This window comes from Kribbella sp. NPDC002412 (assembly GCF_053592935.1).
Genome location: NZ_JBSFBL010000051.1, coordinates 12,442 through 38,632, shown reverse-complemented (window position 1 = coordinate 38,632; position 26,191 = coordinate 12,442). Strand labels below are relative to the sequence as shown.

The following is a 26,191-nucleotide window of genomic DNA, read 5'->3' as shown; positions in this document are numbered from 1 at the left end:
GGACGGCGCACGCATTCCTGACAGGTCTGCGGTATGAAGCAGGTCACACCTGACTACCAGGCGGTCAGCAGCGGTTCCCCGTGCTCGGTAGCGTTCCACCGGGCGGTCGCGCGCTCGAGCTTGTCCGGGTTGGCTGCGCTGCGGACGGCGGTGATGCCCGCGGCGGTCACCTCGAGGTGCATGACCCCGACGACCCGGCCGTCCACCACGGCCACGATCGAGGGTTCGCCGTTGGCGAGCTCGGCGTACAGGCCGGGACTGCCGCCGAGGTAGCCGCGCTTGTTCTCGGACGGCTTGAACAGGCCGCGCAGGAACTTCGAGACCGCCACGGCGCCGGTGAACGGGCTGGTGCGGGCCGGGACCTTGCCGCCGCCGTCGCCGATCGCGATGGCGTCGTCCGTCAGCAGTTTCAGCAGCGGCTCGGTCTGGCCGGTGACGGCCGCGGCCAGGAACTCCTCGACGATGCGACGGGCCGCAGCTTCGTCGACCTCGATCCGGGCCTTGCCGCCGGCCAGGTGCTGCTTGGCCCGGTGGTAGGTCTGCTGACTGGACGCCTCGGTGATGTCGAGGATCTCGGCGACCTCGCGGTGCGGGTAGTCGAACGCCTCCCGCAGTACGTAGACCGCCCGCTCGTTCGGAGACAGCCGCTCCATCAGCGTGAGTACGGCGATCGACACGGACTCACGTTGCTCGACGGTGTCGGCCGGACCGAGGAGTGGGTCGCCGGCGAGCAGCGGCTCGGGCAGCCACTGGCCGACGTACGTCTCGCGGCGGGCCCGTGCCGAGGTGAGCTGGTTGAGGCACAGGTTGGTGAGCACTTTGGTCAACCACGCCTCGGGGACGTCGATCCGCTCGCGGTCGGCGGCCTGCCAGCGCAGGAAGGTCTCCTGTACGGCGTCCTCGGCCTCGGTCGCCGAACCGAGCATGCGGTAGGCGATGGCGCCGAGGCGGGGCCTGGAAGCCTCGAACAGGTCGACCTCGCTCACAGTCAGGGACACGCGACCACGGTAACCAGAATCCGGCGGCCGCCGCGCACCCTGGCCATCGGACGGGTGCACAACTGTCCGAACGGCCAGTACGGATCCGGCGCCGGGCCGGGACCATCGATTGAAGGATCAACCAATCGATGGAGGCACGATATGCAAGCGGTGGTGTTCGAGGAGTTCGGCGGCCCCGGGGTGTTGCGGACCCAGGACGTGGCCGAACCGCACGCCGGGCCGGGCGAGGTGCGGGTCCGGGTGCGGGCCGCCGGCGTGAACCCGATCGACTTCAAGATCCGCCGCGGCTGGACCCGGGGGTTCATCGACGTGACCTTCCCGGCCACGCCGGGGCTCGAGGTCGCCGGGGTGGTCGACCAGGCCGGCGAGGGCGCGAGTTTCGCGGTCGGTGACGAGGTCGTCGGCTGGGCCAAGACCGGGGCGTACGCCGAGTACGCGATCGTCGGGAACGTCGTACTCAAGCCGGCCGGGGTGAGCTGGGAGCAGGCGGTCGGCTTGCCGGTCGCGGGTGAGACAGCGCAGCGCGTGCTCGACGAGCTGAAGGTGAAGTCAGGCGAGACTCTGCTCCTGCATGGCGCCGCGGGTGCTGTGGGGTCGATCGCCGTACAGCTCGCCAAGGCGGCCGGCGTGACGGTCATCGGTACGGCGTCGCCCGCGAACCACCCGTATCTGCGGGAGCTCGGCGCGATCCCGGTCGCGTACGGCGAGGGGTTGCTCGACCGGGTCCGGGAGGCGGCGCCGCAGGGGGTCGACGCGGTGTTCGACGCCGCCGGTCAGGGTGGGCTGGAGGAGTCGATCGAGCTCCGCGGCGGCACCGACCGGATCGTCACCATCGCCGCGATGAACGCCGGTGAGCTCGGTGTCGCGGCGTCGATGGCCGCCTCGGCCAAGCCGGAAGAGATCGCCGCCGCCCTGTCCAAGCAGCTCCGGGCAGCGGCCGACGGCAACCTCCGCGTCCGGGTCGCCGAGACGTTTCCGCTGACCGACGCCCCCAAGGCCCAGGAGCTCAGCGAATCCGGCCACGCCCAGGGCAAGGTCGTCGTACTGCCGTAGCAGCGTCGGCCGAAAAACCTCGGGAATTCTCCGCCCGGCTGTCGAGAACAGCCGGGCGGCTCCGATGACGGGGCGAAGTCCACACCTCGAGAATCGGAGCAAGACCATGACTCAGATCGACATCCGGCCGACCGACCGCCCCGCGACGGCCGGCCGCGCGGCGCGAGCCCGGAGGGTGGCCGTGCTGGTCACCCGGGTGGCCTTGGCGCTGGGCATCCCGCCGGTCATGCCGTTGGCCTTCGGAGCCCTGGCGGCCGTCGTGGCCGCCAGCCGCCGGGTGCAGCTCGCCGCCGTCGTCCGTCGCCTCGTCCGCCGCTGACCGCCACGGCTCACTGGTCAGGAGAACTCTCATGTCCGAAAACACCCCCGCCACCGACCGGTCACCGGCCGAGGCACTGCAGGTCCTGGCACCGCTCATCGGCCACTGGAACGTCAGCGGCCCCGGCCACACCGGAACCGTCCACCTGGTCCCAGGAGCAGGTGGACGCTACCGGTTGGCCGCGGTGCGGGCGCATCTCCTCGAGCAGTCGGGTGACTTGCCGGCGGCGCTGGAGGCGTACGCCGAGGCCGCGAAGCGCACCACGAGTGCTCCAGAGCAGCGGTATCTCCGCAACCGCGCCGCCCGGCTGCAGTAAACCGATGGTCGTGCCGTCGGCTCGCTTCTACAGTCGGCAGCATGACCAGCATCCTGTCTGCCGTGGCCTGGCCGTACGCGAACGGTCCCAGGCATATCGGCCATGTCTCCGGCTTCGGTGTTCCCTCCGACGTGTTCAGCCGGTACCTGCGGATGGCTGGTCATGACGTGCTGATGGTGTCGGGGACGGACGAGCACGGGACGCCGATCCTGGTGCAGGCCGAGCGGGAAGGCGTCAGCCCGCGGGAGCTCGCGGATCGGTACAACCGGGTGATCGTCGAGGACCTGCAGGGGCTCGGGTTGTCGTACGACCTGTTCACCCGGACCACCACGCGCAACCACTACGCGGTCGCGCAGGAGCTGTTCAGAACCGTTCACCGCAACGGATATCTGGTCCCGAAGACCACGATGGGCGCGATCTCGCCGTCCACCGGACGCACTCTGCCGGACCGCTACATCGAGGGCACCTGCCCGATCTGCGGGTACGACGCCGCGCGCGGGGACCAGTGTGACAACTGCGGCAACCAGCTCGACGCGATCGACCTGCGCAACCCGCGCAGCCGGATCAACGGCGAGACACCGGTGTTCGTCGAGACCGAGCACTTCTTCCTCGATCTCCCGGCCCTGGCCGACGCACTCGGATCCTGGCTGCAGACCCGCACCGGCTGGCGGCCGAACGTGCTGAAGTTCGCAACCAACCTGCTCGACGACGTCCGGCCGCGCGCGATGACCCGCGACATCGACTGGGGCATCCCGGTCCCGCTGCCCGGCTGGGAGGACAACCCGAACAAGCGGCTGTACGTGTGGTTCGACGCCGTCATCGGCTACCTGTCGGCCAGTGTCGAGTGGGCGCGGCGGTCCGGCGACCCGGACGCGTGGCGCAAGTGGTGGTGCGATCCCGAGGCGCAGTCCTACTACTTCATGGGCAAGGACAACATCACCTTCCACGCCCAGATCTGGCCGGCCGAGCTGCTCGGCCACAACGCGTCGCCCGGGCGGTACGGCGTACTGAACCTGCCGACCGAGGTGGTGAGCAGCGAGTTCCTCACCATGGAGGGCCGGAAGTTCTCGTCGTCCCGGGCGGTGGTGATCTACGTCCGCGACGTGCTCGAACGGTACGGTCCGGACGCGCTGCGGTACTTCATCTCGGTGGCCGGGCCGGAGACCCAGGACACCGACTTCACCTGGGCGGAGTTCGTCCGCCGGAACAACGACGAGCTGGTGAGCACCTGGGGCAACCTGGTGAACCGGACCGCGTCGATGATCGCGAAGAACTTCGGCGCGATCCCGGCGGCCGGTGACCTCGCGCCGGCCGACCGCGCACTGCTTGCCGCCAGCAAGGAGGCGTTCGGGGCGGTCGGCGACCACCTGCGGCACCAGCGGCTGAAGCTCGCGATCGGCGAGGCGATGCGGAACGCGACCGAGGCCAACCAGTACCTCTCTCAGCAGGCGCCCTGGAAGGAGTCCGATCCGGAGCGCAAGGGCACGATCCTGCACGTCGCCGCCCAGGTGGTGGCCGACAGCAACCGCCTGCTCGCGCCCTTCCTGCCGCACTCGGCGCAACGCGTCCACGAGGCGCTCGGCGGCACCGGGGCCTTCCTGCCGCAGCCGGAGATCCACGAGGTGGACGACCTCGACGGCGGGCCGCCGTACCCGATCATCACCGGTGACTACTCAAACCAACCGCGGTGGGCCCAGGAGCCCGTCGTACCGGGCACTCCGGTGCGCGCACCGACCCCGATCTTCACCAAGCTCGCTCCGGAAGTAGTCGACGAGGAGCTTGCGCGACTCGGTTGACGCTTTTGTACAAGCGCGTAAGGCGGGGGCGTCGTACGGTCGGGGGAGAAAGGAGTTGAGGATGATGGCGAACTTCCTGGCCACGGCGGAGACCGATATCGAGGCCTCGCCCGCACGGGTGTGGGAGGTGCTGACCGACCCGGATCAGCTGAAGGCGATCTGGTTCGGGGCCGACGTGAAGACCGACTGGAAGCCGGGCAGCCCGGTCACCTGGAGCGGTGAGTTCGAGGGCAAGGCGTACGAGGACAAGGGCGAGATCCTCGAGGTCGACCCCGGCCGGCTGCTGAAGGTGACGCACTACAGCCCGTTGAGCGGGCAGCCCGACGTCCCCGAGAACTACCACACCCTCACCTACGAACTGGACGACCACGGCACGTCCACCCACCTGTCCCTGACCCAAGACAACAACGCCTCCGAAGAAGAAGCCACCCACTCCCAAGGCATGTGGGAGATGCTCGTCGCAAAGGTCAAAGAAACAGCTGAGAAGTAGTCAGTAACCTTGGGCGTATGTCTGGTGATGGTGTGGAGGTTGGCCGGCCTACTCGGGAGCGGGCCGCGGTGGGGGAGGACGGGCGGTCGCGGGACCGGACTCGGCCGGCGGTGCCTGATCCGTTGCCGATGAGTGTGGTCGACGCGCACTGTCATCTGGACATCGCCGACGGCGAGGACGGGGCCTGGTTGAGCCCGGCCGAGGCGATCAAGCTGGCGTCGTCGGTCGGGGTCACCCGGATCGTCCAGGTCGGCTGTGACCTGCCGGGCGCGCTCTGGGCGGTCGAGGCCGCGCAGCAGTACAAGAACGTCGTCGCGGGCGTCGCCCTGCACCCGAACGAGGCACCGAAGCTGAAGGCCGTCGGCGAACTGGACAGCGCACTGGCCGAGATCGAGCGGCTGGCGAAGAGCTCGGACAAGGTCCGGGTGATCGGCGAGACCGGGCTGGACTACTTCCGCACCGGCGAGGACGGCCGGGCCGCGCAGCACGAGTCGTTCGCCGCGCACATCGAGCTGGCCAAGCGCCTGGACAAGGCGCTGATGATCCACGACCGGGACGCGCACGACGACATCCTGAAGATCCTCGACCGCGAGGGCGTGCCGGACCGGCTGGTGATGCACTGCTTCTCCGGCGACACCGAGTTCGCCCGCGAGTGCGTGAACCGCGGCGCGTACCTGAGCTTCGCCGGCGTGGTCACGTTCAAGAACGCCCAGTCGCTCCGGGACGCGCTCGCCGTGACCCCCCTCGACCACGTGCTGGTCGAGACGGATGCGCCGTACCTGACCCCGTCACCGCACCGCGGCCAGCCGAACGCGTCGTACCTGATCCCGCACACCGTGCGGAAGATGGCCGGCGTCCTGAACATCTCGGTCCCCGAGCTCTGCGACGCCCTGAACACCAACGCGAACAAGGTCTTCGGCGGCGCCTGGTGAGAGTCGTCACGGATGCGGACATCCGTGCGCACCTGACCGCGGCCGACGCGGTCGGGTGGATGCGGGAGGCGATCCTCGCCGCGCACGACGGGCGGCTGCACACCCCGCCGCGCGTGCACGCCGAGCTCGGCGACGGCAACCTGATCTTCACCACCGGCGCTCTGACGGGGGAGTGGTACGGGTACCGCTCGTACGACACGTTCGACACCGACCCGGGCAGCCAGTTGGTCGTCGTCCACGACTGGCACACCGGCAACGTCCGAGGTGTTGCTGTGGGCAACGAGCTCGGTCCGCGCCGGGTCGGCGCGATCGGTGGCGTCGCGGTCGACGCATCGGCCCGGAAGGACGCGACCACGCTCGGTCTGGTCGGCACCGGCAAGCAGGCCTGGACCCAGCTGTGGGCGATCTCCGCGGTCCGCCCGCTGTCGTTCGTCGCTGTCTTCAGCCGGGACCCCGATCGCCGGAACGCCTTTGCCGCAAGGGTTTCCGAGGAGCTCGGGCTGCCTACGACCGCGGTCGGGTCGGCCCAGGAGGCGGTCGAGGGCCGGGATCTCGTCGTACTCGCGACCAGCAGTCCGGTGCCCGTGATCGAGTCCGACTGGATTGCGCCGGGCGCCTTCGTGACGACGCTCGGGCCGAAGGTGGTCGGGCGGGCCGAGTTCGGTCCGGACCTGATCGACCGGGCGGACCTGGTGGTGACGGACTCGGTCGCCCAGACCCACGCCTACGACCCGCCCTTCGTGCTGGCCGGCACCCCGCAGCACGACCGCCTGATCGGCCTGGGCGAGGTGCTGACGGGTACGGCGTCGGGCCGGACCGTCGTGTTCTGCTCGGTCGGCCTGGCCGGGACCGAGGCGTACCTGTTGGCGCGGCTGGTAGACAGTGCCCCATGGAGTTCAGTGAGGTAGTCCGGCGACGCCGGATGGTGCGTAACTACGACGCCGATCGGCCGGTGCCGGCGGAGATCCGGGAACGCATCCTGGAGAACGGGCTGCACGCGCCGTCCGGCGGGTTCAGCCAGGGCTGGGCGTTCCTGACCCTCGAGGGCGACGACCGGGAGCGGTACTGGGGAATCGCGGCCGAACAGGTCGACGACAAGTATGTGGAATGGATCACAGGCCTGCGCCGCGCGCCGCTGCTGATCCTGGCCTTCGCGCACAAGGACGCGTACCTCGATCGCTACACCGAGCCGGACAAGGGCTGGACCGACCGCGACGAGTCCCGCTGGACGGCGCCGTACTGGTACGTCGACACCGGGATGGCGGTGCTGCTGATGCTGCAGACGGTCGTCGACGAAGGCCTGGGAGCGTGCTTTTTCGGGCCTCCCGCGGACAAGGTGGGCAAGCTCTACCAGGAGTTCGGGGTGCCGGACGGGTTCGACCTGATCGGCCTGCTGTCGGTCGGCTACCGGGCCCCGGACAAGCGGTCGCCGTCGCTCGAACGAGGACGCCGGAGTACGGCGGAAGTCGTGCATCGGGGGCAGTGGGGCCGTCACGACGTGTGATCGCTCCACTACACCTTTTTGCGACTCGCCGACGAGGGGATTGGCGCTTCTGCTACTTCTTCGTTATGGTCCCGTGATGTTGGCCGGGATCGGGGAAGGTTCCGGAGAGCACGCCCCTCGGCGTTCACCGTGATAGCCAGCCCTCCAGTCTGGAGCTCGCGGTCGGTGCCTGTGCTGTCCTGCCCCGTGCCCGGGTAGCCCTACCTGGGAGCGTTAGTGCGTAAGTCCATCATCGTGGCCGTCGGTGCGACGGCCGCGTTCGCCGTCGCGGGCGGCTCCGTGGCATATGCCAGCAAGAGCAAGACGGTCAGTCTTTCCGTCGACGGCCAGGTGCAGAAGGTTCACACCTTCGGCTCCACCGTGGCGGACGCCCTCAAGGCCGAGAAAGTTCAGGTCGGCGAGCACGATGTCGTGGCGCCGGGCCTGGACGCGAAGCTGAAGGACGGCCAGGAGATCGCGGTGCAGTACGGTCGCCAGCTGACCGTCACCGCGGACGGCACCAAGAAGACCTTCTGGACCACCGCCGACAGCGTCAACGAGGCGCTGGCGGACCTGGGCCTGCGGTACGACACCGCGGCCGTGTTCTCGACCAGCCGGAGCGCGCCGATCGGGCGCGAGGGGCTGAACCTCGTGGTCCAGACCCCGAAGACCGTGCAGATCGTGCGGCAGGGCAAGGTCGCGACCATCAAGTCGATGGCCGCGACCGTCGGTGAGGCCCTGACCGGGGCGAAGATCGTGTGGGACCAGGACGACCGGATCAGCCCGGCGGCCGCCACCGCGCTCAAGCCCGGGGTCAACAAGATCGGCTACGTCAAGGTCGACCAGAAGAAGGTCACCAAGACCGAGGCGATCGCGTTCGGCACCGACGAGACCGAGTCGGCCACCCTGCTCGAGGGGACGAAGAAGACCACCGCCGCCGGCAAGGCCGGCGCGAAGTCGATCACGTACCTGTACACCTACCTGGACGGCAAGCTGTCGGCCACCAAGGTGGTCTCGAGCAAGGTCGTCACCGCGCCGGTCGACGCCAAGGTCACCGTCGGCACCAAGCCGAAGCCCGAGGAGCCGACCACCGACGTCGACCCGCCGGTCGGCGACACCAGCGCGTGGGACCGGATCGCCGAGTGCGAGTCGGGCGGCAACTGGGCCACGAACACCGGCAACGGGTACTACGGCGGCCTGCAGTTCAGCCACCAGACCTGGGTCGCGTACGGCGGCGACGCCTACGCGGAGAACGCCCACCTGGCCAGCAAGGCGCAGCAGATCGCGATCGCCGAGAAGGTTCGGGCGGCGCGTGGCGGCTACGGCGACTGGCCGGTCTGCGGGAAGCGCGCGTAGTGCAAGACTGTGCTGTGTGAGCAGCGCTGATTCATCCACATCAGCCGGACCGAGGCTTCTCGGTCCGGCTGATGTGCGTTCACTGGCCGCCTCGCTCGGGGTCCGCCCCACCAAGCAGCGCGGCCAGAACTTCGTCATCGACCCGAACACGGTCCGCCGGATCGTCAAGGCCGCTTCGCTGGCCCCCGGCGAGACCGTCCTCGAGGTCGGCCCCGGGCTCGGGTCACTGACCCTGGCGCTGCTGGCCGCGGGCCACCAGGTCACCGCGGTCGAGATCGACCCGCTGCTCGCGGCCGCGCTGCCGTCGACGATCGCGTCGTACGCGCCGGGTCAGGCCGGCGCCTTCACGGTGATCGAGGCCGACGCGATGACGGTCGGCCCGGACGAGATCGGCGCGCCGACGGCGTGTGTGGCGAATCTGCCGTACAACGTCGCCGTACCGGTGCTGCTGCATCTGCTGGAGGTCTCCGACTCGCTTCGGCACGGGCTGGTGATGGTGCAGTCCGAGGTCGCCGACCGGCTCGCGGCCGGGCCCGGTTCGCGCACGTACGGCGTGCCGTCCGCGAAGGCGGCCTGGTACGCCGAGGTCCGCCGCGCCGGTCCGATCGGGCGGAACGTGTTCTGGCCGGCGCCGAACGTCGACTCGGGCCTGGTCGCCTTCGAGCGCCGCGAACCGCCTGCCACGGCAGCGAGTCGCGAGGAGGTGTTCGCGGTCATCGAGGCCGCGTTCTCGCAGCGCCGGAAGACGATCCGGTCCGCGCTGGCCCGCTGGCTGCCGGACCGCGACCGGCTGGACGAGGTGTTCCGCCGTACCGGGATCGACCCGAAGCTCCGCGGAGAGATGCTCGGCATCACCGAGTTCGCAGCCTTGGCCGACGCTGCAATGCCCTAGCCTGTGCGAGTGCCACCTTCTGCTGAGGTCACGGTGCGAGCGCCGGCCAAGATCAATCTCGGTCTGTCGGTCGGTCCGCCGCGCCCGGACGGGTTCCATCCCGTCGCCACGGTCTACCAGGCCGTCGCCCTGTACGACGACGTCACCGCGGTACTGCGGGACGACGACTCGTCGATCTCGGTCGAGGTGCTCGGGGACTTCGCGGCCGACGTGCCGACAGACGAGACCAACCTCGCGGTCAAGGCGGCCCGCTTGCTGCAGGCGGAGTACGACGTCGAGGAAGGCGTCGACCTGACCATCCGCAAGACCATTCCGGTCGCGGGTGGGATGGCAGGCGGTTCGACTGACGCGGCAGCGACTTTGGTGGCGTGCAACCGGTTGTGGGGACTGCAGCTGTCACAGACCGAGCTGCAGCACCTCGCCGGCGAGTTGGGCAGCGACGTACCGTTCTGCCTGGTCGGCCACACCGCGCTCGGACGTGGGCGGGGCGAGCAGGTCACCGAGGTGATGTCGCGCGGGACCTTCCACTGGGTCTTCGCGATCGCCGACGGCGGCCTGTCCACACCGGCCGTGTACGGCGAACTGGACCGCCTCCGCCCGCTCCGCCGGGTCGAGGCACCACAGATCCGCCCGGAGCTCCTCTCGGCGCTGTTGTCCGGTCAGCCCGGCGCCCTCGCGGTTGCTCTCAGCAACGATCTTCAGGTGGCCGCGCTGTCGCTGCGCCCTGAGCTCGGCGAGACGCTCCAGTTCGGCCTCGACCAGGGCGCCCTGGCCGCGCTGGTCTCCGGCTCCGGTCCCACCTGCCTCTTCCTGGCCGCCGACAGCCGCAGTGCCGTGGACCTGGCCGTCGAGCTCGCCGAGTCCGGCCTCTGCCGCATGGTCCGCCAAGCCGAAGGCCCGGTCCCCGGCGCCCGGATCCTGCCCGCGCACGTCAACCGCTGAGGAGCTGGTGGGCCAGCGCCGGGTTGAAGCTCTGCGGACGCAGGGCGGTCGCGGCTCGCACCGGATCCGACGGCCCGCCCGGGACCTGTGCCTTGAAGTCCTGGTACGTCGACAGCGTGAAGCCGGCCGGCCAACGCCAGGCGGCGTACCTGCGCAGGATGTCGGCGTCCTCGCCATGGAGGACGATCGGCTGGTCCGGGGAGGGCTCGTTGAGGTGTGCACCGCCGATGGACTCTGGTGGCACTCCGCAGGCGAGGTAGATGGCCGGCCAGAACAACGTGACCAGGAAGCCGTTGCCGATCCCGTCGAAATGCCACGCCGAGCTGATCTCGGACCACGCCTGTGCGGTTTCCTCCAGTCCGCTCGCTCCCGGCCGGATCGCCTGCGCGACGCCGTACGCGGTGGACAACGCGAGCTCGACGTCGGCGGCCAGTCGCAGTCCTTCGTGCGGACCGGTGCCTTCGAGGCCCCAGTTGGCCGGGTAAGCGATCGGCACGTCGGGCAGGCGTCGTTCGAGGTGATGCGTGACCAGTTGACGGGCGCTGTGCGAGAGCTCGGCGCGCAGCCAGATCTCGGTCAGCTCCTGCCGGTAGTCCTCCATCGACAGCACCGGCACCTTCGCCCGGAAGGGGGTCCGCCGGCGCAGCGGAACGCGTCCGGCCTCGGTGAGGTCGGCGGCGAGGGTGGTGACGCCGCGCAGGTACGCCTGGTCCAGCGGGTCGAGGAAGACGTCGTGCTGGATTCTGGCGGCCTCCAGCACGTCGAGGAGCTCGTCCCGCCGGGCAGCGGCCAGCTTCTCGGCCTCGACGCCTTCGTCCTCGGCGCAGGCAAGCACCGAGTCCCGATGTACGTCGACGCCGGCGGTCGTCACCACCTGCTCACCCCGCTCCCGTGCCGCCCGGGCCGCGATGTCCGCGGCCAGGTAGGGACCGCACAGCTGACCCACCGGCAGCGGCCTGTCGGCCGTGGCGCGCGGAAGGATCACAACGGTCACGCCAGTGGTCATGCGGTGGCTCCTACCGAGGGCGGCGGTGGGGCCAGTCCGATTACGCTACTCACCGAACCGGTCGCAGTCCGCGACGATACTCCGTCGCCGCCGGTCTGGAAAGCGTTGGAAACAAGGCCTCCGCGACCAGCTCGGCAAGCGATCGTTTGACAAGCCGGGCGCCCGGAAAATCGGTCGCCGGCGGATCCGGGGCGGCGTTAGCATCCAAGCGTTTGCCCCTTGGAATTCCTCGTGATCGGAGAACGGGATGCGCGGCACTGTGATCGACCTCGACAGGACGAATCACTTCGACGCATTCGCGAGGACCCTTGAACTCTCTGACGATGGGCATTGTGGCGCATGTCGACGCCGGTAAGACCAGCCTGACCGAGCGGCTGCTGCACGCCGCCGGTGTGATCGACCGGGTCGGCCGAGTCGACGACGGGAACACCCAGACCGACTCGATGGAGCTCGAACGCCGGCGTGGCATCACGATCCGCTCCGCGGTGGTGTCGTTCGAGCTGGGCGACCTGACCGTCAACCTGATCGACACCCCGGGACACTCGGACTTCATCGCCGAGGTCGAGCGCGCGTTGTCCGTGCTGGACGGCGCCGTACTGGTGATCTCCGCGGTAGAAGGTGTGCAGGTGCAGACCCGGCTGCTGATGCGCACCCTGCAGCGCCTCGGCATCCCCACCTTGCTGTTCGTGAACAAGATCGACCGGCTCGGCGCCCGGTACGACGACTTGCTGGCCGACATCTCGCGGTTGCTGACCCCGGCCGGTGTGCCGATGGGATCGGTCGCGGACCTGGGCTCCCGGTCGGCGCGTTTCTCGTTGTTCGACCTGCAGAACAAGGCGCTGAGCGAACTGCTTGCCGAGCGCAACGATGACTTCCTGGCGCGCTACCTCGACGACTCGCTGGGGCTTCCCGACGTCGAGGCGGAGCTGCGCCGGCAGGTAGGGGTGGCGCAGGTGTATCCGGTCTATTTCGGCTCCGCGATGACCGGCATCGGTGTGCCGGAACTGGTCTGCGGCATCCGGACGTGGTTGCCGCGCGCAACGGGATCGGCGGCGGACTCCTTGCAGGCAAGGGTTTTCAAGGTCGAGCGCGGCGCGGCCGGCCAGAAGCTCGCGTCGGCGCGGGTGCTGTCCGGTTCGCTGTCGCCGCGTGCGCACATCGACGTGCACCCGGCGGCAGGTCCGTCGTACCAGGCTCGTCCGAGTGCTGTCGAACTGTTCGAGCGTGGCTCCCGTCGTGCGGTCGAGCGGGCCGAGGCCGGGCAGATCGTCGCGTTGCGGGGGCTGAAGGACATCCGGATCGGCGATCAGCTCGGCGTCCGGGGTGACGGGGTCGGGCGGTTGTTCGCGCCGCCGACGCTCGAGACGGTCGTGCGGGCGCGGGACCGGGTGAAGCTCTTCCAGGCGCTGACCCAGCTCGCCGAGCAGGACCCGCTGATCCGCGTCCGCAAGGCCGACGACATCACGGTCAGCCTGTACGGCGAGGTGCAGAAGGAAGTGATCGCGTCGCTGCTGGAGTCCGAGTACGGCCTGGCCGTCGACTTCAGCGAGACCACGCCGATCCATGTCGAGCGGCTCAACGGCGTCGGAACGGCGTACCGGGAGATCGGTGCCCCCGACAACCCGTGGGTCGCGACCGTCGGCTTCCGGGTGTCACCGGGGGAGTCAGGTGTCGACTACCGGGTCGAGTCCGAGGTCGGCGCGCTGCCGCGGGCCTTCCACACCGCGATCGAGGAGACCGTCCGGCTGACCCTGCAGCAGGGCCTGTACGGCTGGGAGATCCCCGACCTCGAGGTTACCGTCACCCACACCGGCTACTCGTCCCCAACCACCGTCGCCTCCGACTTTCGCCGCCTGGTGCCGTTGGTCCTCATGCAAGCCCTGGCCGAGGCCGGCGCCACAGTCCTCGAACCCGTCCACCACTTCGAGCTCGACATCCCACCCGACTCGATCTCCCGAGTCCTCGCCCTGCTCGCCGAATCCCGAGCCGTAGTGGACCAAACCACCCTCTCCGACCAATCTGCCCAGCTCACCGGCACCCTCCCCGCCGCGACCACCCACTCCTTCGAAACCCACCTCCCCAGCCTCACCCACGGCGAAGGCATCCTCACCCCCACAACCACCACCTACACGCCCGCCCCCTCCCCAACCCCCACCCACCCCCGAACCGACGGCAACCCCCTGAACCAAAAGCAGTACCTCCTCCACCTCAACCAGACGTGACGGATCAGCTGAAGTGATCGAGGGTTTGGCGGATCTTGGTGGCTGCGTCGTGGGAGTTGTCGAAGTGGGCGAGGACCGCCAGGTGTTCTCGGAGGTGGAGGAGGGGCATGCGGGCTTGCCAGCCTTCGGTCAGCGGGTGGAGCTCCTCGTAGGCGGTGTAGAAGTCGTCCGGGATGTTGCCGCAGCCGATGAGCATGGAGAGTTCGGCTTCGGGCCAGCCGTAGTAGACCGCGGGGTCGATCAGGGCGGGAGCGGGGAGGAGGTTGCCGTGCCAGAGGTCGCCGTGGAGGAGGGACGGGGGTTGGTCCGGCACCAGGTCGGGGAGGCGGGTGGCGAGGCGTTCCAGGCGGTGGCGGTCTTCGGGGGAGAGCGCGTTGTAGCAGCGGGGGACTTCGAGGAAGCGGAGCAGGCGGTGTTCGGCGAAGAAGGCGTGGCCGTCGGAGGTCCACGGGTTTCGCTGCGGGATGAGGCCCAGGTAGTTGTCCTGGTGGTAGCCGAACTTGTCCGACGTCTGCTGGTGCTGAATCGCCAGGCGATGCCCGGCGTCCCGCCAGAAGTCCGGGGACTGGTCGGCCAGCACAGCACTCCCGAGGTCCGACAGGACAAGGAAGTCCGCCGCCACCCGCAACACGTCCGGTACGGCGAACCCGCCAGGCACCCGCAGTGCGTTGAGCCCGTCGGCCTCGAGCTCGTACAGGCCGGGCGGCGGATCGTCGTGCGTCTTCACGATCGCCGACCGGCCGAGCGTCGTACGCACCCGGTAGGTCTTGCTGGCGTAGCCGCCTTCCAGCAGATCGCAGGAAACCGGGTCGCCCAGGTCGAGGCCGTCCAGCCAGGAAGCAGTCAGCACGTGGACGATCCTGGCACGCGGACAGGCGTCGGATACTCTGGTCCGCGATATGGCGGCACCTAACTTGGTCAATCTGGAAGCTGTTTCCAAGGGCTTCGGGACTCGGACACTCCTCGACGCGGTGAGCCTCGGCATCGGCCGGGGTGAACGAGTCGGCGTGGTCGGGCGCAACGGCGACGGCAAGTCGACGCTGCTCCAGCTCCTGGCCCGGCGCGAGGTTCCGGACAGCGGCCGGATCGTCCACAACCGCGACCTCCGGCTCGGGTACCTCGGCCAGACCGACGACCTCGACCCCCGGCACACCGTCCTGCACGCGGTGCTCGGCAACGCCGAGACCTACACCTGGGCGGCGGATCCGCGGACGCGCTCGGTGATGGAGCACCTGCTCGGCGGAGTCGACCACCAAGCGCTGGTCGGCACCCTGAGCGGTGGCGAACGCCGTCGCGCCTCGCTGGCCAGGCTCCTGCTCATCGAGGTCGACCTGCTGATCCTGGACGAGCCGACCAACCACCTCGACATCGAGGCGGTCGACTGGCTCGCCAAGCATGTGGTCGACCGGGCCGGCGCCCTGATCGTGGTCACCCACGACCGCTGGTTCCTCGACGCCGTCTGCACCGACACGTGGGAGGTACAGGGCGGCCGCGTCACGTCGTACGACGGCGGGTACGCCGCCTACGTCCTCGCCAAGGCGGAGCGCGCCCGGACGGCCCAGGTCACGGAGACCAAGCGGCAGAACCTCCTGAAGAAGGAGCTCGCCTGGCTGCGCCGCGGCGCACCGGCCCGGACCAGCAAGCCCAAGTTCCGCATCGACGCCGCCAACGCCCTGATCGAGAACGAGCCGCCCCCACGCGACCAGCTCGCCCTGTCGCAGCTGGCGACCGCGCGGCTTGGCAAGGACGTGTTCGACGCCGAGGACGTCAGCCTGAGCTTCGGCGACCGGGTGATGCTCGACCACGTCACGTTCCGCCTCGGCCCGGCCGACCGGATCGGACTGCTCGGCCCGAACGGCGCCGGCAAGACGACGTTCCTCAGGGTCCTCACCGGCCAGCTCGCGCCGGACCGCGGTCGCGTGAAGCAGGGCAAGACCGTCCGCGTCGCCAGCCTGACGCAGAACCTCGAGGAGATCGACGGCACGGCGACCGTCCTGCAGCACATCACCGACATTCGCCGTACGGCGGCCCTGGCCGGCCGAGGCGGCGAGCTGACGTCGTCGCAGCTGCTGGAGCGGTTCGGGTTCAGCGGGGACAAGCTGACGACGCGGATCTCCGACCTGTCCGGTGGTGAACGCCGGCGGCTGCAACTCCTGCGCATCCTGCTCGACGAGCCGAACGTGCTGATCCTCGACGAGCCGACCAACGACCTGGACGTCGAGACGCTGACGGTCCTGGAGGACTTCCTCGACAGCTGGCCGGGCGTGGTCGTCACGGTGACGCACGACCGCTACTTCCTGGAGCGGGTCAGCGAGATGGTCTACGCGATCATGGGCGACGGCCGGGTCCGGCACCTGCCGCGCGGCGTCGACCAGTACATCGACGAGCTCGGCGGCGCCGCTCCCCGCCGTACGACGGTCAGCGACAGCCCGGTCGTGGACACGAAGCCCGACGAGGCCGAGCCGGTGGTTGACGCGGCAGCGGCACGGGCGGCGAAGAAGGAGCTGAACCGGATCGAGCGCCAGCTCGCCAAGCTGACCGAGACCGAGGCGAAGCTGCACGACCAGCTGGCCACCAACGCCAGCAACTACGAGCGGCTGTCCGAGCTGGACACCGAGCTACGCAAACTGGCCGAGGAACGGGCCGAACTCGAAACTGCCTGGTTCGACGCCGCCGAGCGCGCGGAATGAGCTGCGTCCTGTTGAACATTTAATGCTTGATCAATTCCCGAGGTTGTGAACCGAAGCACGACCACGACCGGTGAGTAATATTGCATCGGCGCCTGTGGAAAACGTGTGGAAAACAGAACTGAGTCGCGGCGCACCCTCCGATCCCCTGTGATTCGGAGGGCGCGCCGCGCCTCCGGGTGAGCGGGCCCCGTGCCGGCCGGCGTTGTTCGGGCCCCGAGCCCCGGACACCGCGCGGCCACTTTCGGCGGACCACCTCTTGCCGCCGAAGTCACCGTATTCTTGACGTTTCGTGGTCGGTCAACCACCGACAGTGAGGACCCTAGTGCGCCTGCTCACTCAGTGTCGATAGTCGACCGCTACAGCAGTCTCACGATCTCGTTGCAACTAGCAACGATCGGAACCGGGGTGAAGTGACGGGTCGTCTTTTCGGATAATTCCGGCACAATTCCCGGGGGTTTGTCGGGGGCCGGAATTCAGTGCTTTTCGAGGTCGAACGGCCGGACCAGTTCGCGCAGGACGCGCGCGATCCTCGCCTGGTCGCGGTCGCTGATCGACCCCAGCAACTGCCGCTCGTGGGCCAGCAGATCGGCCATCGCGGCATCGACTGCGTCGCGCCCGGCGTCGGTCAGTTGCACCAGGACCCCGCGTCGGTCGGCGGGATCGGGAAGGCGCTCGACCAGGCCGCGAGCGGTGAGCCGGTCGACCCGGTTCGTCATCGTGCCCGAGGTGACCAGTGTTTCCTTCAGCAGCTTGCCGGGGGACAGTTGGTACGGCGCTCCCGCCCGCCGCAGCGCCGCGAGCACATCGAACTCCCAGGACTCCAGCCCATGCGCCGAGAATGCCTGGCTGCGTGCGCGGTCCAGGTGCCGCGCCAGCCGGCTGACCCGGGACAGCACCTCCATCGGCGCGACGTCGAGGTCGGGGCGCTCCCGCCGCCAGGCCTCGAGCAGCCGATCGACCTCGTCTTCCATGCTGTTGAGATTACGCCATCAAGACTCTTGACATCAAGACAACTCCCGTGCCTAGAGTATCTCGATATCAAGATAAATCCTGGGAGAGGCGGCAGCATGCGAACGTCACCGGTCTGGAGTCCGCGGCAGTACGGCACCTACGCCGAGGAACGCGGCCGCCCGTTCGCCGACCTGGTCGGCCGGGTGCGCGCCGACAACGTCCACACCGTCGTCGACCTCGGCTGCGGTCCGGGCAGCCTGACGGCGACGCTACGGGAGCTGTGGCCGGAGGCCACCATCCGCGGGATCGACAGCTCACCCGAGATGATCGAGGCCGCGCAGAAGTACGCCGACGACAAGCTCACGTTCGAGCTCGGCGACCTGCTCGAGTGGACCGCCGAGCCTGGTTCGCTGGACGTGATCGTCACCAACGCCGTCCTGCAGTGGATCCCGGAGCAGCTCGACCTGCTGCCCGGCTTCGTCAAGGCGCTGCGACCGGGCGGCTGGCTGGCGATCCAGATCCCCGGCAACGGCAACGCCCCGTCGCACTCGATCCTGCGCGACCTCGCCGCGTCCGAGCCCTACGCGCAGTACGCGAAGAACGCGTCGCTGCGGGCAGAGGTCCCCGGCCCGGACACGTACGTCGATGCGCTCACGGCCGAGGGGTGTGTCGTCGACGCGTGGGAGACGACCTACTACCACCTGCTGCAGGGCGACAACGCCGTCCTGGAGTGGGTGAAGGGGACGGGCGCGCGGCCGGTGCTGCAGTCGTTGCCGGACGACATGCGGCAGCGGTTCGAGGACGAGTACGGCGCCCGGCTGGCGGATGTGTACCAGCAGAAGGACTACGGGACGCTGCTGCCGTTCCGGCGGATCTTCGCGGTCGCCCAGAAGCGGGAGGCCTGAGCGATGCGGCTCGATCATGTGCAGGTGTCGTGCCCGCCCGGTGGGGAGGACGTCGCGCGCGCCTTCTACCGCGATGCGCTCGGCATGACCGAGGTGGAGAAGCCGCCGTTGCTGAAGGCTCGCGGCGGCTGCTGGTTCCGCGAGGGGGCGGCGGAGGTGCACATCGGAGTCGAGCAGGACTTCCAGCCGGCGAAGAAGGCGCATCCCGCGCTGGCCGTCGACGACCTGGACGCGCTGGCCGAGAAGCTCGAGAAGCTCGGTTATCCGGTGACCTGGGACAACGAGACGATCCCGGGCCGCCGGCGGTTCCATACCGCCGACGGCCACGGGAACAGGGTGGAGATCGTCTGAGCTATTCGGTCGCCAGGGCTCCGGCAGGCGCCACCTTGGCGGCCCGGCGAGCCGGGAGGACCGAGGCCAGCAGGCCGGCCACGGCGGCGACCGCTGCGATGATCACCAGCAGACTCACGGGTACGGCGTACTCGACGCTGCCGTCGACCGTCTGGCCGCCCATCAACGCGCTGGTACCCGTCCAGCCGTAGATCAGGCCGAGCGCGATCCCCAGGCCCGCGGCGACAAGTGCCATCAGCAACGACTCGACCGCGAGCATGCTGCGCAACTGGCGGCGGGTCAGACCCATGGCCCGCAGCAAGGCGTTCTCCCGGGTACGTTCGAGCACCGACAGGCTGAGCGTGTTGCCGACACCGACCAGTGCGATCAGCACGGACACTCCGAGCAGGCCCACACCGACGATCAGCAGGACGTCGAAGACCTGGGTGTAGCTGTTCCGTTCGGCCAGACCACCCTCGACCCCGAGCTCCTTGACCGTCGGGATGGACTGCTCCACCGAGTCGATGACCGCCGACCCGTCGGCCTTCGGGTCGGACGCCAGCCAGAAGCCGGTGACCGGCGCCGCGGGCGCCAACTTGCGGAGGTCCGTCGAGGTGACGGTGATCGGGTCCAGCCCGGTGGCCCGGTAGGCGGTGAGCGTGAGCTTCTTCCCGGCGGCCACGACGGTCAGCCGGGCGCCGTCCTTCAGGTCGAGCATGGTCATCGTCGGCGAGTCCAGCAGCGCCGTACCCGGCTTGAGCTGCGCGGCGAGCGACGGGTTGTGGATGACGGATCCGGCCGCGGCCTGGTCGATCCCGGTCACCGGGAGCTCCTGGCCGCCGGTCTTCGCGGTCACTTCGCTGACCGGGACGACCTGGGTGACACCCTTGATGTCGCGCAGTTGCTGCTCGGCGCCGGCCGGCATCTTCTCGTTGTACGCGGTCACCATGATGTCGACCGGGTACTGCCCGTCCATCGACACGTCGAACGTCTTCCGCACCGACGCGATCCCGACGCACGTGAGGCTGATCAGCGTGACGCCGATCAACAGCGCCGAGGTGGTGGCCGCTGTACGCTTCGGATTCCGAATCGCGTTCGCGACCGCGATCCGGGCCGGGACTCCGCCGCCGCGGGTCGGCAGTGCGCCGATCAGCCGGATCAACGCCGGCACCAGCAGCGAGCCGATGGCCAGTACGCCGAGGAACGAGAGCACACCGCCGGCCACACCGATCAGCACCTGGTGGCCCGCCGCGCCGGTGGCCAGCAGCAGCCCGCCGCCGGCCAGCAGCAGGAAGCCGAGGATCAGCCGCACGACACCGGCCTTCGACGCGGCAGCCGGAGCAACCTCGGGCCGAAGCGCGGCCAGCGGAGCCACCTTGGTCGCCCGCCGAGCCGGTACGACGGCCGCGACGACGGTGGCCACGGTGCCGAGCGCGAGCGGGATGAACACCGACCACACGTCGAGGTGGAGCGCGATCGGCGGGAGACCCCAGTCGAACTCACGGGCCAACGTGAGGGCGAGCGCGGACAGCGCGACACCGAAGACGACACCGACCGCGGACGCGATCACCCCGACCACGGACGCCTCTGCGAGGACGGAGGAGAAAACCTGCTTGCGGGACGCGCCGACGCAGCGCAGCAACGCCATCTCCCTCGTGCGCTGGGCGATCACGATGGTGAAGGTGTTGCTGATCACCAGGCACGCGACGAACAGCGCGATCACGGCGAACATGCCGAACACCCCGCCGAGTACGTCGATGCCGTTCGTGTAGCTCTTCACCTCGTGGTCGATCCACGCCTCGCCGGTGAAGACCCTCAGGTCGCTGGAGACGACGCCCTGCGCCGCGGACGCGAGCATCTGCTGGTCGACCCCAGGCTTCGCGGCGAGCCCGACCGACTGGATGAACGCGTCGGGTTCGAAGGTCTGCACCGCGGCCGCGGTCGCCACCGCGGACGCGGATCCGATCGCCTTCGAGTCGTCGAGCAGGCCCACCACGGTGACGTTGAAGGACTTGCCGGTGTAGGCGTTCAGCCGCAGCGTCTGGCCGATCGCGACCTTGTGCTTGGCGGCCAGTTTGGCCGGCAGGGCGATCTCGTTCGTCGCGGTCGGCAGGCGGCCGGACGACGTACCCGGACCAGCGATCCGGGTCGTGTCGTACAGGGCGTCGACGGCGAGGCCGTCGGGCCGGACCAGGTCAGGGAAGGCAGCCGTCATGTACGCCGTGGTGCGCACGACGACCGAGCCGGCCTGCGGGAGTTTCTGGAGCTTGGCCACGTCGGCGGCGGTGATCTGCGCGTTCTCCGGGTAGACGACCGCGTCGACCCCGCGGTACTGCGCGCCGATCGACTCGTCGATGCCGTTCGACGCGGAGGCGTGCGCGGTCAGTGCCAGGGTGCCGAAACCGACCCCGAGCACGATCGCCAGGCAGGCGGCGACCAGGCGGCCGAGGTGGGCGCGCAGTGAGGAGAGGATGGAGCGTCGCACCTCAGGCTCCCAGCTGCCGCAGCGCGTCGAGCACGGTCTCCGGAGTGGGCTCGTGCAGCTCGCCGGCAAGTTTGCCGTCGGCAAGCATCACGACGCGGTCGGCGTACGACGCGGCCAGCGGGTCGTGGGTCACCATGACCACCGTCTGGCCGAACTCGCGGACCGAGCGGCGCAGGAAGCCGAGCACCTCCGCGCCGGACCGGGAGTCCAGGTTGCCGGTCGGCTCGTCAGCGAACACGACCTCGGGCCGCCCGACCAGCGCACGGGCCACCGCGACCCGCTGCTGCTGTCCGCCGGACAGCTCCGACGGCCGGTGCGTGAGCCGGTCCTGCAGCCCGAGTACGTCGACTAGTGTCGACAGCCACTGCTGGTCGGGCTTGCGGTTGCCGAGCTCGAGCGGGAGCAGGATGTTGTCCTTCGCGGACAGCATCGGCAGCAGGTTGAAGGACTGGAAGACGAACCCGACCCGGTCCCGGCGGATCCGGGTCAGCTCGGCGTCCGGGAGCTGAGTGAGCTCGGTCTCGCCGAGCAGCACCTGGCCGCCGGTCGGGGTGTCCAGGCCCGCGAGGCAGTGCATCAGCGTCGACTTGCCCGAGCCGGACGGGCCCATGATCGCGGTGAACCGGCCGACCCCGAAGTCGACCGAGACGCCGTCGAGCGCGGCCACGGCGGTGTCGCCCTGCCCGTACACCTTGCGCAGCTCGTGCGCCCGGATCGCGGTCCGCGGCGCGCCGTCCTGCGGCAGCCGCCCCACCGGTAGCTGACCGGTCTGCAAGCTCATGTCACTCCTCAGCTCAGAAAACTGTCGTTGGCCAAGAAGTTAGTGAAACCGCGCGCCGATCTCGTCGGACCGCAGACTGCAGTTCGCGTAGTACCTGGGTATTACTTGTTCGGCCGCACCAGGCCGGTCTCGTACCCGAGGACGACCAGCGCGACCCGGTCGCGCAGCCCGGTCTTGGCCAGGATCCGGCCGATATGCGTCTTGACCGTTGCCTCGGACAACGTGAAGAGCTTGGCGATCTCGGTGTTCGACAGCCCGCGGGCCACCTCGACCAGGACCTCGCGTTCCCGGGCGGTCAGCTCGGCCAGGTCCGGCCGTTCCACCTCGCCGTCCGGGAGTGATCCGGCGAAGTGTTCCAGCAGGCGTTTCGTCGTACTGGGGGAGACCACCGCGTCACCGGAGTGCACCTGCCGGATCGCCGACAGCAGGTCGGCCGGCGGCGTGTTCTTGAGCAGGAAGCCGGCCGCGCCGGCCTTGATCGCGGCGAACGCGTACTCGTCCAGGTCGAACGTGGTCAGCACGATCACCTTCGGTGCCTGCGGCAACGACTGGAGCAGGCGGGTGGCCTCGACCCCGTCCAGCCGCGGCATCCGGACGTCCATCAGCACGACGTCGCAGCCGGTCACCTGGATCTTCTCGATCGCCTCGCCGCCGTCGCCGGCCTGGCCGACGACCCGCATGTCCGCCTGCGAGTCCACGAGCATCGTGAATCCGGCCCTGACCAGCTCCTGATCGTCCACCAGGAAGACCCTGATCACGTCGTCGCTCACTGCTCGCCTCCAGTGGGAAGGTGGTACGGGAGCTTGGCGATCACCTCGTAACCGCCACCCGCCTTCGGTCCGGCGTTCACCGTACCGCCGGAGATCGAGGCTCGCTGCCGCATCCCCACCAGGCCGTGACCCGGGTCGGAGCTCGGCGCGACCCCGGCGCCCCGGCCGTCGTCGGTGACCACCACGGTCAGCATCTCGCGGCCGAAGTCCAGCGTGACGGAGGTCCGGGCTCCCGGCCCGGCGTGTTTCAGCGTGTTGGTCAGGCCCTCCTGCACGATCCGGTACGCCGTCAGGCCGAGCACCGAAGGCAGGTCCCGCGGCTCGCCGGTCACCTGGTAGTCGACGGTGAGCCCGGCTTCGCGGACGTTCTCGATCAGCTCGGGCAGGCTGGAGACACCGGGTTGCGGGCGCGGCTGGTTCGGGTCGAGCTCGAGCTGCTCCTCCTGCTTGAGCAGGCCGAGCATCTTGCGCATCTCGGTCAGCGACGCGCGACCGGTGTCGCCGATCGTCGCGAGCGCTTTCTTCGCCGCCTCCGGTGACTGGTCCGCGGCGTACAGGCCGCCGTCGGCCTGGACGATCATGATCGACAGGCCGTGCGCGACCACGTCGTGGATCTCCCGGGCGATTCTGGTGCGTTCGTTGGACACGGCCAGCTTGGCCTCGCGGTCGCGGTCCCGTTCGAGTTGGGCGGCCCGCTCTTCGAGCTGAGCGACGTACAGACCTCTCGTACGGCGGCGTTCGCCGAAGGCCCACACTCCGAAGACGAGGGCGCCGAGGGCGACCATCATCGTGACCTGCTGGCGCCAGTCGGAGTTCGACCAGTAGCGCGAGACCGCCATCAGCACGCCGAGGCCGCCGACGCCGAGGGCGATCCGGCTGAACGGCACAGCGCCGTACACGGAGATCGTGTAGAGGGCGACCAGCAGGCCGGCGTTGCCGGGCATCAGGTCGACGCCGACCAGCCACTGCAGGACCGCGACCGCCGAGACGGCGAAGAAGACCGGTTCAGGGTACGTACGGCGCCAGATCAGCGGGACCAGCATGCCGAAGGCGAGGATGCCGCCGTACCCGGCCTGTGCGAGCGACAGGAAGCCGCAGAACATGCACAGACCGCCGGCCAGCAGCAGGTCGAACGCCTTGCTGCGGGCAGGCACGGGCCGCGCGGTCAGGATCCCCGTCATGCGGGCCAGGGTACGGGGATCAGTTGCCCCGGAGGTCATTCCGTGGGCGGATGTCGACGTACGACCGGGGACCTAACGACAGGACGTAGTGGTGTCGCAACCGGGTCGGCGCGGGTGGCTCACGCTCGGCGGCCGGCCGGAGATCGCCGTACCTCCTGTCGTTCGGACCTACTTGTGCGGTCTCGTCGACAGGGTGGGCTTGGCCTCGAGGCCGGACAGGCCGTTCCAGGCGAGGTTGACCAGGTGGGCGGCGACGTCCGGCTTCTTCGGCTTGCGGGCGTCCAGCCACCACTGGCCGGTGAGCGCGACCATGCCGACCAGCATCTGCGCGTACATCGGGGCGTTCTTCGGGTCCAGGCCGCGGCGCTTGAACTCCTCGGCCAGGATGTGCTCGACCCGGGTCCCGACGTCGCTCAGGATCGAGATGAACGAGCCGCTCGACGACCCGACCGGCGAGTCCCGGACCAGGATCCGGAAGCCGTCGGAGTTGTTCTCGATGTAGTCCAGCAGCGCGAGCGCCGCCTGTTCGACCAGTTCGTGCGCGCGGCCGGCGGTCAGTGCCCCGGTGACACCGTCGAGCAGGGCACGGACCTCGCGGTCCACTACGACGGCGTACAGGCCTTCCTTGCCGCCGAAGTGTTCGTACACGACCGGCTTGGAGACCTCGGCGCGGGCCGCGATCTCCTCCACCGACGTCGCCTCGTACCCGCGCTGGGCGAACAGGCCGCGGGCGATGGTGATGAGTTGTTCGCGACGCTCGGCACTCGTCATCCGGATCCGGCCGGACCGCCGCGGTTTGGGTTCCGTCACGTCGAGATCACGTCAGCATCATGCCGTACTTCGGTGTTGCAAGGAGGAGGTTTACGCTCAGGCAGCCTTCAGAGTACGACCGGCGGCATCCGTGCGGCGCGCCTCCAGGCGCTCCTTGACCGGCCAGCGGACGTCGCTCACCCAGCCCATCTTCTCGAAGAACCAGATGCACCGGGCCGACGTGTCGAGCTGTCCCTTGAGGACGCCGTGCCGCGCGCAGGTCGGGTCCGAGTGGTGCAGGTTGTGCCACGACTCGCCCTGGCTCAGGATCGCCAGCCACCACACGTTGCCGGACTTGTCCCGGCTCTTGAACGGCCGGTCGCCGATCGTGTGGCAGATCGAGTTGATCGACCAGGTGACGTGGTGCAGCAGCGCGATCCGGACCAGGCTGGCCCAGAAGAACGCGGTCAGCGCGCCCCCGATCGACCACGACCACAGCCCGCCGATCACGGCCGGCGCGAGCAGCGAGATCGTCACCAGCAGCGGGAACATCCGGGACACCTTGACGATGTCCTTGTCCTTCAGCAGATCCGGCGCGTACTGCCGCTGCGGGGTCTGCTCGGTGTCGAACAGCCAGCCGACGTGCGCGTGCACGAAACCCTTGGTCAGCGCGCCGAGGCTGGTGCCGTACTTCCACGGGCTGTGCGGGTCGCCGTCGCGGTCGGAGAACTTGTGGTGCTTGCGGTGGTCGGCCACCCAGCGGATCACCGGACCCTCGATCGCCAGCGAGCCGGCGATGGCGAGCGCGTACTTCATCGGCCGGTTCGGCTTGAACGACTTGTGCGTGAACAGCCGGTGGAAACCGATCGAGATGCCGTGCCCGGCGACGGTGTAGAACACCACGGCCAGAATCACGTCCCGCCAGCCCAGGAACCCGCCCCAGGCGATCGGTACGGCGGCCAGCACGGCGAGGAACGGGATCCCGATGAACAACGCCAGCGCCACCTGCTCCCAGGGGCGTTTCTGCTCGCCTCCGAGCGTCCCGGTGTGCACGTCGAGCTCGTCGGCCTGCGCGGCGCGGGCGGGCGCCTCCGGTGCGGCAACGGCGGGTGGAGTCATGGCGTATTTCCCTCAGCTGGAGGACGGCTTACCTACGCTACCGTAACCTACGGAGGCGTAGGTTAGGAACCCCTCAGCGTGTTGCTCACCCCACTCCATGGCAGACTGTCCCGGCGACCACGATCCCCCGTGGGGTACTCGGCAGCCCGCGAGACTTTGAATCTCGAAGACCTGGATCGAAACCAGGCGGGGGAGCTTTCTTGCGTTGGCCCCCGCGCGGGTGCGCGGGGTCCTTCCCACCGCGACGCCACACCCGGCTCCTCCGTCGCCGTGCTCGCCACCGCTCCCGCCACCCGAAAACGGTGCGTGCGACCGCGCTCCTTGCCGCTGATCGCGCGAGGTGTTGCGGGCCGCCGCCCGCTGTTGCGCCCGTGACCGCCGCGTGGTGCCGCCGACTCGTGGTGCGTTGTCGGCCTGTGGTCGG

The 26,191-nt window shown here is 69.3% G+C and carries 25 protein-coding genes; 15 read left to right on the top strand and 10 right to left on the bottom strand.

Features of this window, described 5'->3' with window-relative positions; genetic code table 11:
• Positions 1-53: 53 nt before the first annotated feature.
• Entirely contained in the window at positions 54-998 is a 945-nt protein-coding gene (sigJ, locus tag ACWCOV_RS32360) for an RNA polymerase sigma factor SigJ (protein WP_449833136.1), read from the bottom strand.
• Between the two features lie 141 nt (positions 999-1,139).
• On the opposite strand from sigJ, the gene ACWCOV_RS32355 reads away from it, so the two are divergent.
• The 11 genes from ACWCOV_RS32355 to ACWCOV_RS32305 all read left to right on the top strand — a co-directional run bounded on the left by ACWCOV_RS32355 (position 1,140) and on the right by ACWCOV_RS32305 (position 10,577).
• A complete protein-coding gene (locus tag ACWCOV_RS32355) occupies positions 1,140-2,051 on the top strand; it encodes an NADP-dependent oxidoreductase (protein ID WP_449833135.1) in 912 nt (303 codons plus the stop codon).
• A 106-nt stretch (positions 2,052-2,157) separates the two neighbouring features.
• The gene (locus ACWCOV_RS32350) at positions 2,158-2,370 is read left to right on the top strand and encodes a hypothetical protein (RefSeq protein ID WP_449833134.1); all 213 of its coding nucleotides are present in this window, start codon (positions 2,158-2,160) and stop codon (positions 2,368-2,370) included.
• A 31-nt stretch (positions 2,371-2,401) separates the two neighbouring features.
• Positions 2,402-2,686, top strand: a complete 285-nt coding sequence (locus ACWCOV_RS32345) for a hypothetical protein (RefSeq protein ID WP_449833133.1) — start codon at positions 2,402-2,404, stop codon at positions 2,684-2,686.
• A gap of 41 nt (positions 2,687-2,727) precedes the next feature.
• Complete coding sequence (gene metG, locus ACWCOV_RS32340) at positions 2,728-4,482, top strand: methionine--tRNA ligase (protein ID WP_449833132.1); 1,755 nt, start codon at positions 2,728-2,730, stop codon at positions 4,480-4,482.
• 61 nt (positions 4,483-4,543) lie between these two features.
• A complete protein-coding gene (locus ACWCOV_RS32335) occupies positions 4,544-4,972 on the top strand; it encodes an SRPBCC family protein (protein ID WP_449833131.1) in 429 nt (142 codons plus the stop codon).
• Positions 4,973-4,989: 17 nt separating this feature from the next.
• Positions 4,990-5,904: a TatD family hydrolase gene (locus ACWCOV_RS32330; protein WP_449833130.1), complete on the top strand. Its 915-nt coding sequence runs from the start codon at positions 4,990-4,992 to the stop codon at positions 5,902-5,904.
• Positions 5,901-6,812 carry an ornithine cyclodeaminase family protein gene (locus ACWCOV_RS32325; RefSeq protein ID WP_449833129.1) on the top strand — a complete coding sequence of 304 codons (912 nt, stop codon included), beginning with the start codon at positions 5,901-5,903 and terminating at the stop codon, positions 6,810-6,812. The genes ACWCOV_RS32330 and ACWCOV_RS32325 overlap by 4 nt, the downstream gene beginning before the upstream one ends.
• Positions 6,794-7,408: a nitroreductase family protein gene (locus ACWCOV_RS32320; RefSeq protein ID WP_449833128.1), complete on the top strand. Its 615-nt coding sequence runs from the start codon at positions 6,794-6,796 to the stop codon at positions 7,406-7,408. Before ACWCOV_RS32325 ends, ACWCOV_RS32320 begins: the two co-directional genes overlap by 19 nt.
• 216 nt (positions 7,409-7,624) lie before the next feature.
• A complete protein-coding gene (locus ACWCOV_RS32315) occupies positions 7,625-8,743 on the top strand; it encodes a ubiquitin-like domain-containing protein (RefSeq protein WP_449833127.1) in 1,119 nt (372 codons plus the stop codon).
• 73 nt (positions 8,744-8,816) lie between these two features.
• Entirely contained in the window at positions 8,817-9,635 is an 819-nt protein-coding gene (gene rsmA / locus ACWCOV_RS32310) for a 16S rRNA (adenine(1518)-N(6)/adenine(1519)-N(6))-dimethyltransferase RsmA (protein WP_449833126.1), read from the top strand.
• Between the two features lie 3 nt (positions 9,636-9,638).
• On the top strand, positions 9,639-10,577 hold the full coding sequence (locus ACWCOV_RS32305) for a 4-(cytidine 5'-diphospho)-2-C-methyl-D-erythritol kinase (protein WP_449833125.1): 939 nt from the start codon (positions 9,639-9,641) through the stop codon (positions 10,575-10,577).
• Here ACWCOV_RS32305 and ACWCOV_RS32300 read toward each other — a convergent pair.
• The gene (locus ACWCOV_RS32300) at positions 10,567-11,583 is read right to left on the bottom strand and encodes a class I tRNA ligase family protein (protein WP_449833124.1); all 1,017 of its coding nucleotides are present in this window, start codon (positions 11,581-11,583) and stop codon (positions 10,567-10,569) included. The genes ACWCOV_RS32305 and ACWCOV_RS32300 overlap by 11 nt on opposite strands.
• A 323-nt stretch (positions 11,584-11,906) precedes the next feature.
• Between ACWCOV_RS32300 and ACWCOV_RS32295 the strand changes: the two genes are divergently transcribed.
• Positions 11,907-13,805: a GTP-binding protein gene (locus ACWCOV_RS32295; RefSeq protein WP_449833123.1), complete on the top strand. Its 1,899-nt coding sequence runs from the start codon at positions 11,907-11,909 to the stop codon at positions 13,803-13,805.
• 4 nt (positions 13,806-13,809) lie between these two features.
• Here ACWCOV_RS32295 and ACWCOV_RS32290 read toward each other — a convergent pair whose 3' ends face one another.
• Positions 13,810-14,655 carry a fructosamine kinase family protein gene (locus tag ACWCOV_RS32290; RefSeq protein WP_449833122.1) on the bottom strand — a complete coding sequence of 282 codons (846 nt, stop codon included), beginning with the start codon at positions 14,653-14,655 and terminating at the stop codon, positions 13,810-13,812.
• A 49-nt stretch (positions 14,656-14,704) separates the two neighbouring features.
• On the opposite strand from ACWCOV_RS32290, the gene ACWCOV_RS32285 reads away from it, so the two are divergent.
• Complete coding sequence (locus tag ACWCOV_RS32285) at positions 14,705-16,495, top strand: ABC-F family ATP-binding cassette domain-containing protein (RefSeq protein WP_449833121.1); 1,791 nt, start codon at positions 14,705-14,707, stop codon at positions 16,493-16,495.
• Between the two features lie 473 nt (positions 16,496-16,968).
• Here the strand turns inward: ACWCOV_RS32285 and ACWCOV_RS32280 are convergent, their stop codons facing one another.
• Positions 16,969-17,466, bottom strand: a complete 498-nt coding sequence (locus tag ACWCOV_RS32280; RefSeq protein WP_449833120.1) for a MarR family winged helix-turn-helix transcriptional regulator — start codon at positions 17,464-17,466, stop codon at positions 16,969-16,971.
• A gap of 96 nt (positions 17,467-17,562) precedes the next feature.
• Between ACWCOV_RS32280 and ACWCOV_RS32275 the strand changes: the two genes are divergently transcribed.
• Positions 17,563-18,351 carry a methyltransferase domain-containing protein gene (locus ACWCOV_RS32275; protein WP_449833119.1) on the top strand — a complete coding sequence of 263 codons (789 nt, stop codon included), beginning with the start codon at positions 17,563-17,565 and terminating at the stop codon, positions 18,349-18,351.
• 3 nt (positions 18,352-18,354) lie between these two features.
• On the top strand, positions 18,355-18,702 hold the full coding sequence (locus ACWCOV_RS32270) for a VOC family protein (protein ID WP_449833118.1): 348 nt from the start codon (positions 18,355-18,357) through the stop codon (positions 18,700-18,702).
• 1 nt (position 18,703) lies between these two features.
• Here the strand turns inward: ACWCOV_RS32270 and ACWCOV_RS32265 are convergent, their stop codons facing one another.
• The 6 genes from ACWCOV_RS32265 to ACWCOV_RS32240 form a co-directional block, all read right to left on the bottom strand.
• Positions 18,704-21,166 (bottom strand): ABC transporter permease, encoded by a 2,463-nt coding sequence (locus ACWCOV_RS32265; RefSeq protein ID WP_449833117.1) that lies wholly within the window; start codon positions 21,164-21,166, stop codon positions 18,704-18,706.
• Between the two features lies 1 nt (position 21,167).
• Positions 21,168-21,947 (bottom strand): ABC transporter ATP-binding protein, encoded by a 780-nt coding sequence (locus tag ACWCOV_RS32260; protein WP_360525282.1) that lies wholly within the window; start codon positions 21,945-21,947, stop codon positions 21,168-21,170.
• Between the two features lie 101 nt (positions 21,948-22,048).
• Positions 22,049-22,717 carry a response regulator transcription factor gene (locus ACWCOV_RS32255; RefSeq protein ID WP_449833116.1) on the bottom strand — a complete coding sequence of 223 codons (669 nt, stop codon included), beginning with the start codon at positions 22,715-22,717 and terminating at the stop codon, positions 22,049-22,051.
• Positions 22,714-23,898, bottom strand: a complete 1,185-nt coding sequence (locus ACWCOV_RS32250; protein ID WP_449833115.1) for a sensor histidine kinase — start codon at positions 23,896-23,898, stop codon at positions 22,714-22,716. The genes ACWCOV_RS32255 and ACWCOV_RS32250 overlap by 4 nt, the downstream gene beginning before the upstream one ends.
• 168 nt (positions 23,899-24,066) lie before the next feature.
• Positions 24,067-24,708, bottom strand: a complete 642-nt coding sequence (locus ACWCOV_RS32245) for a TetR/AcrR family transcriptional regulator (RefSeq protein ID WP_449833114.1) — start codon at positions 24,706-24,708, stop codon at positions 24,067-24,069.
• A gap of 57 nt (positions 24,709-24,765) precedes the next feature.
• On the bottom strand, positions 24,766-25,767 hold the full coding sequence (locus ACWCOV_RS32240) for an acyl-CoA desaturase (RefSeq protein ID WP_449833113.1): 1,002 nt from the start codon (positions 25,765-25,767) through the stop codon (positions 24,766-24,768).
• Between the last annotated feature and the right edge of the window lie 424 nt (positions 25,768-26,191).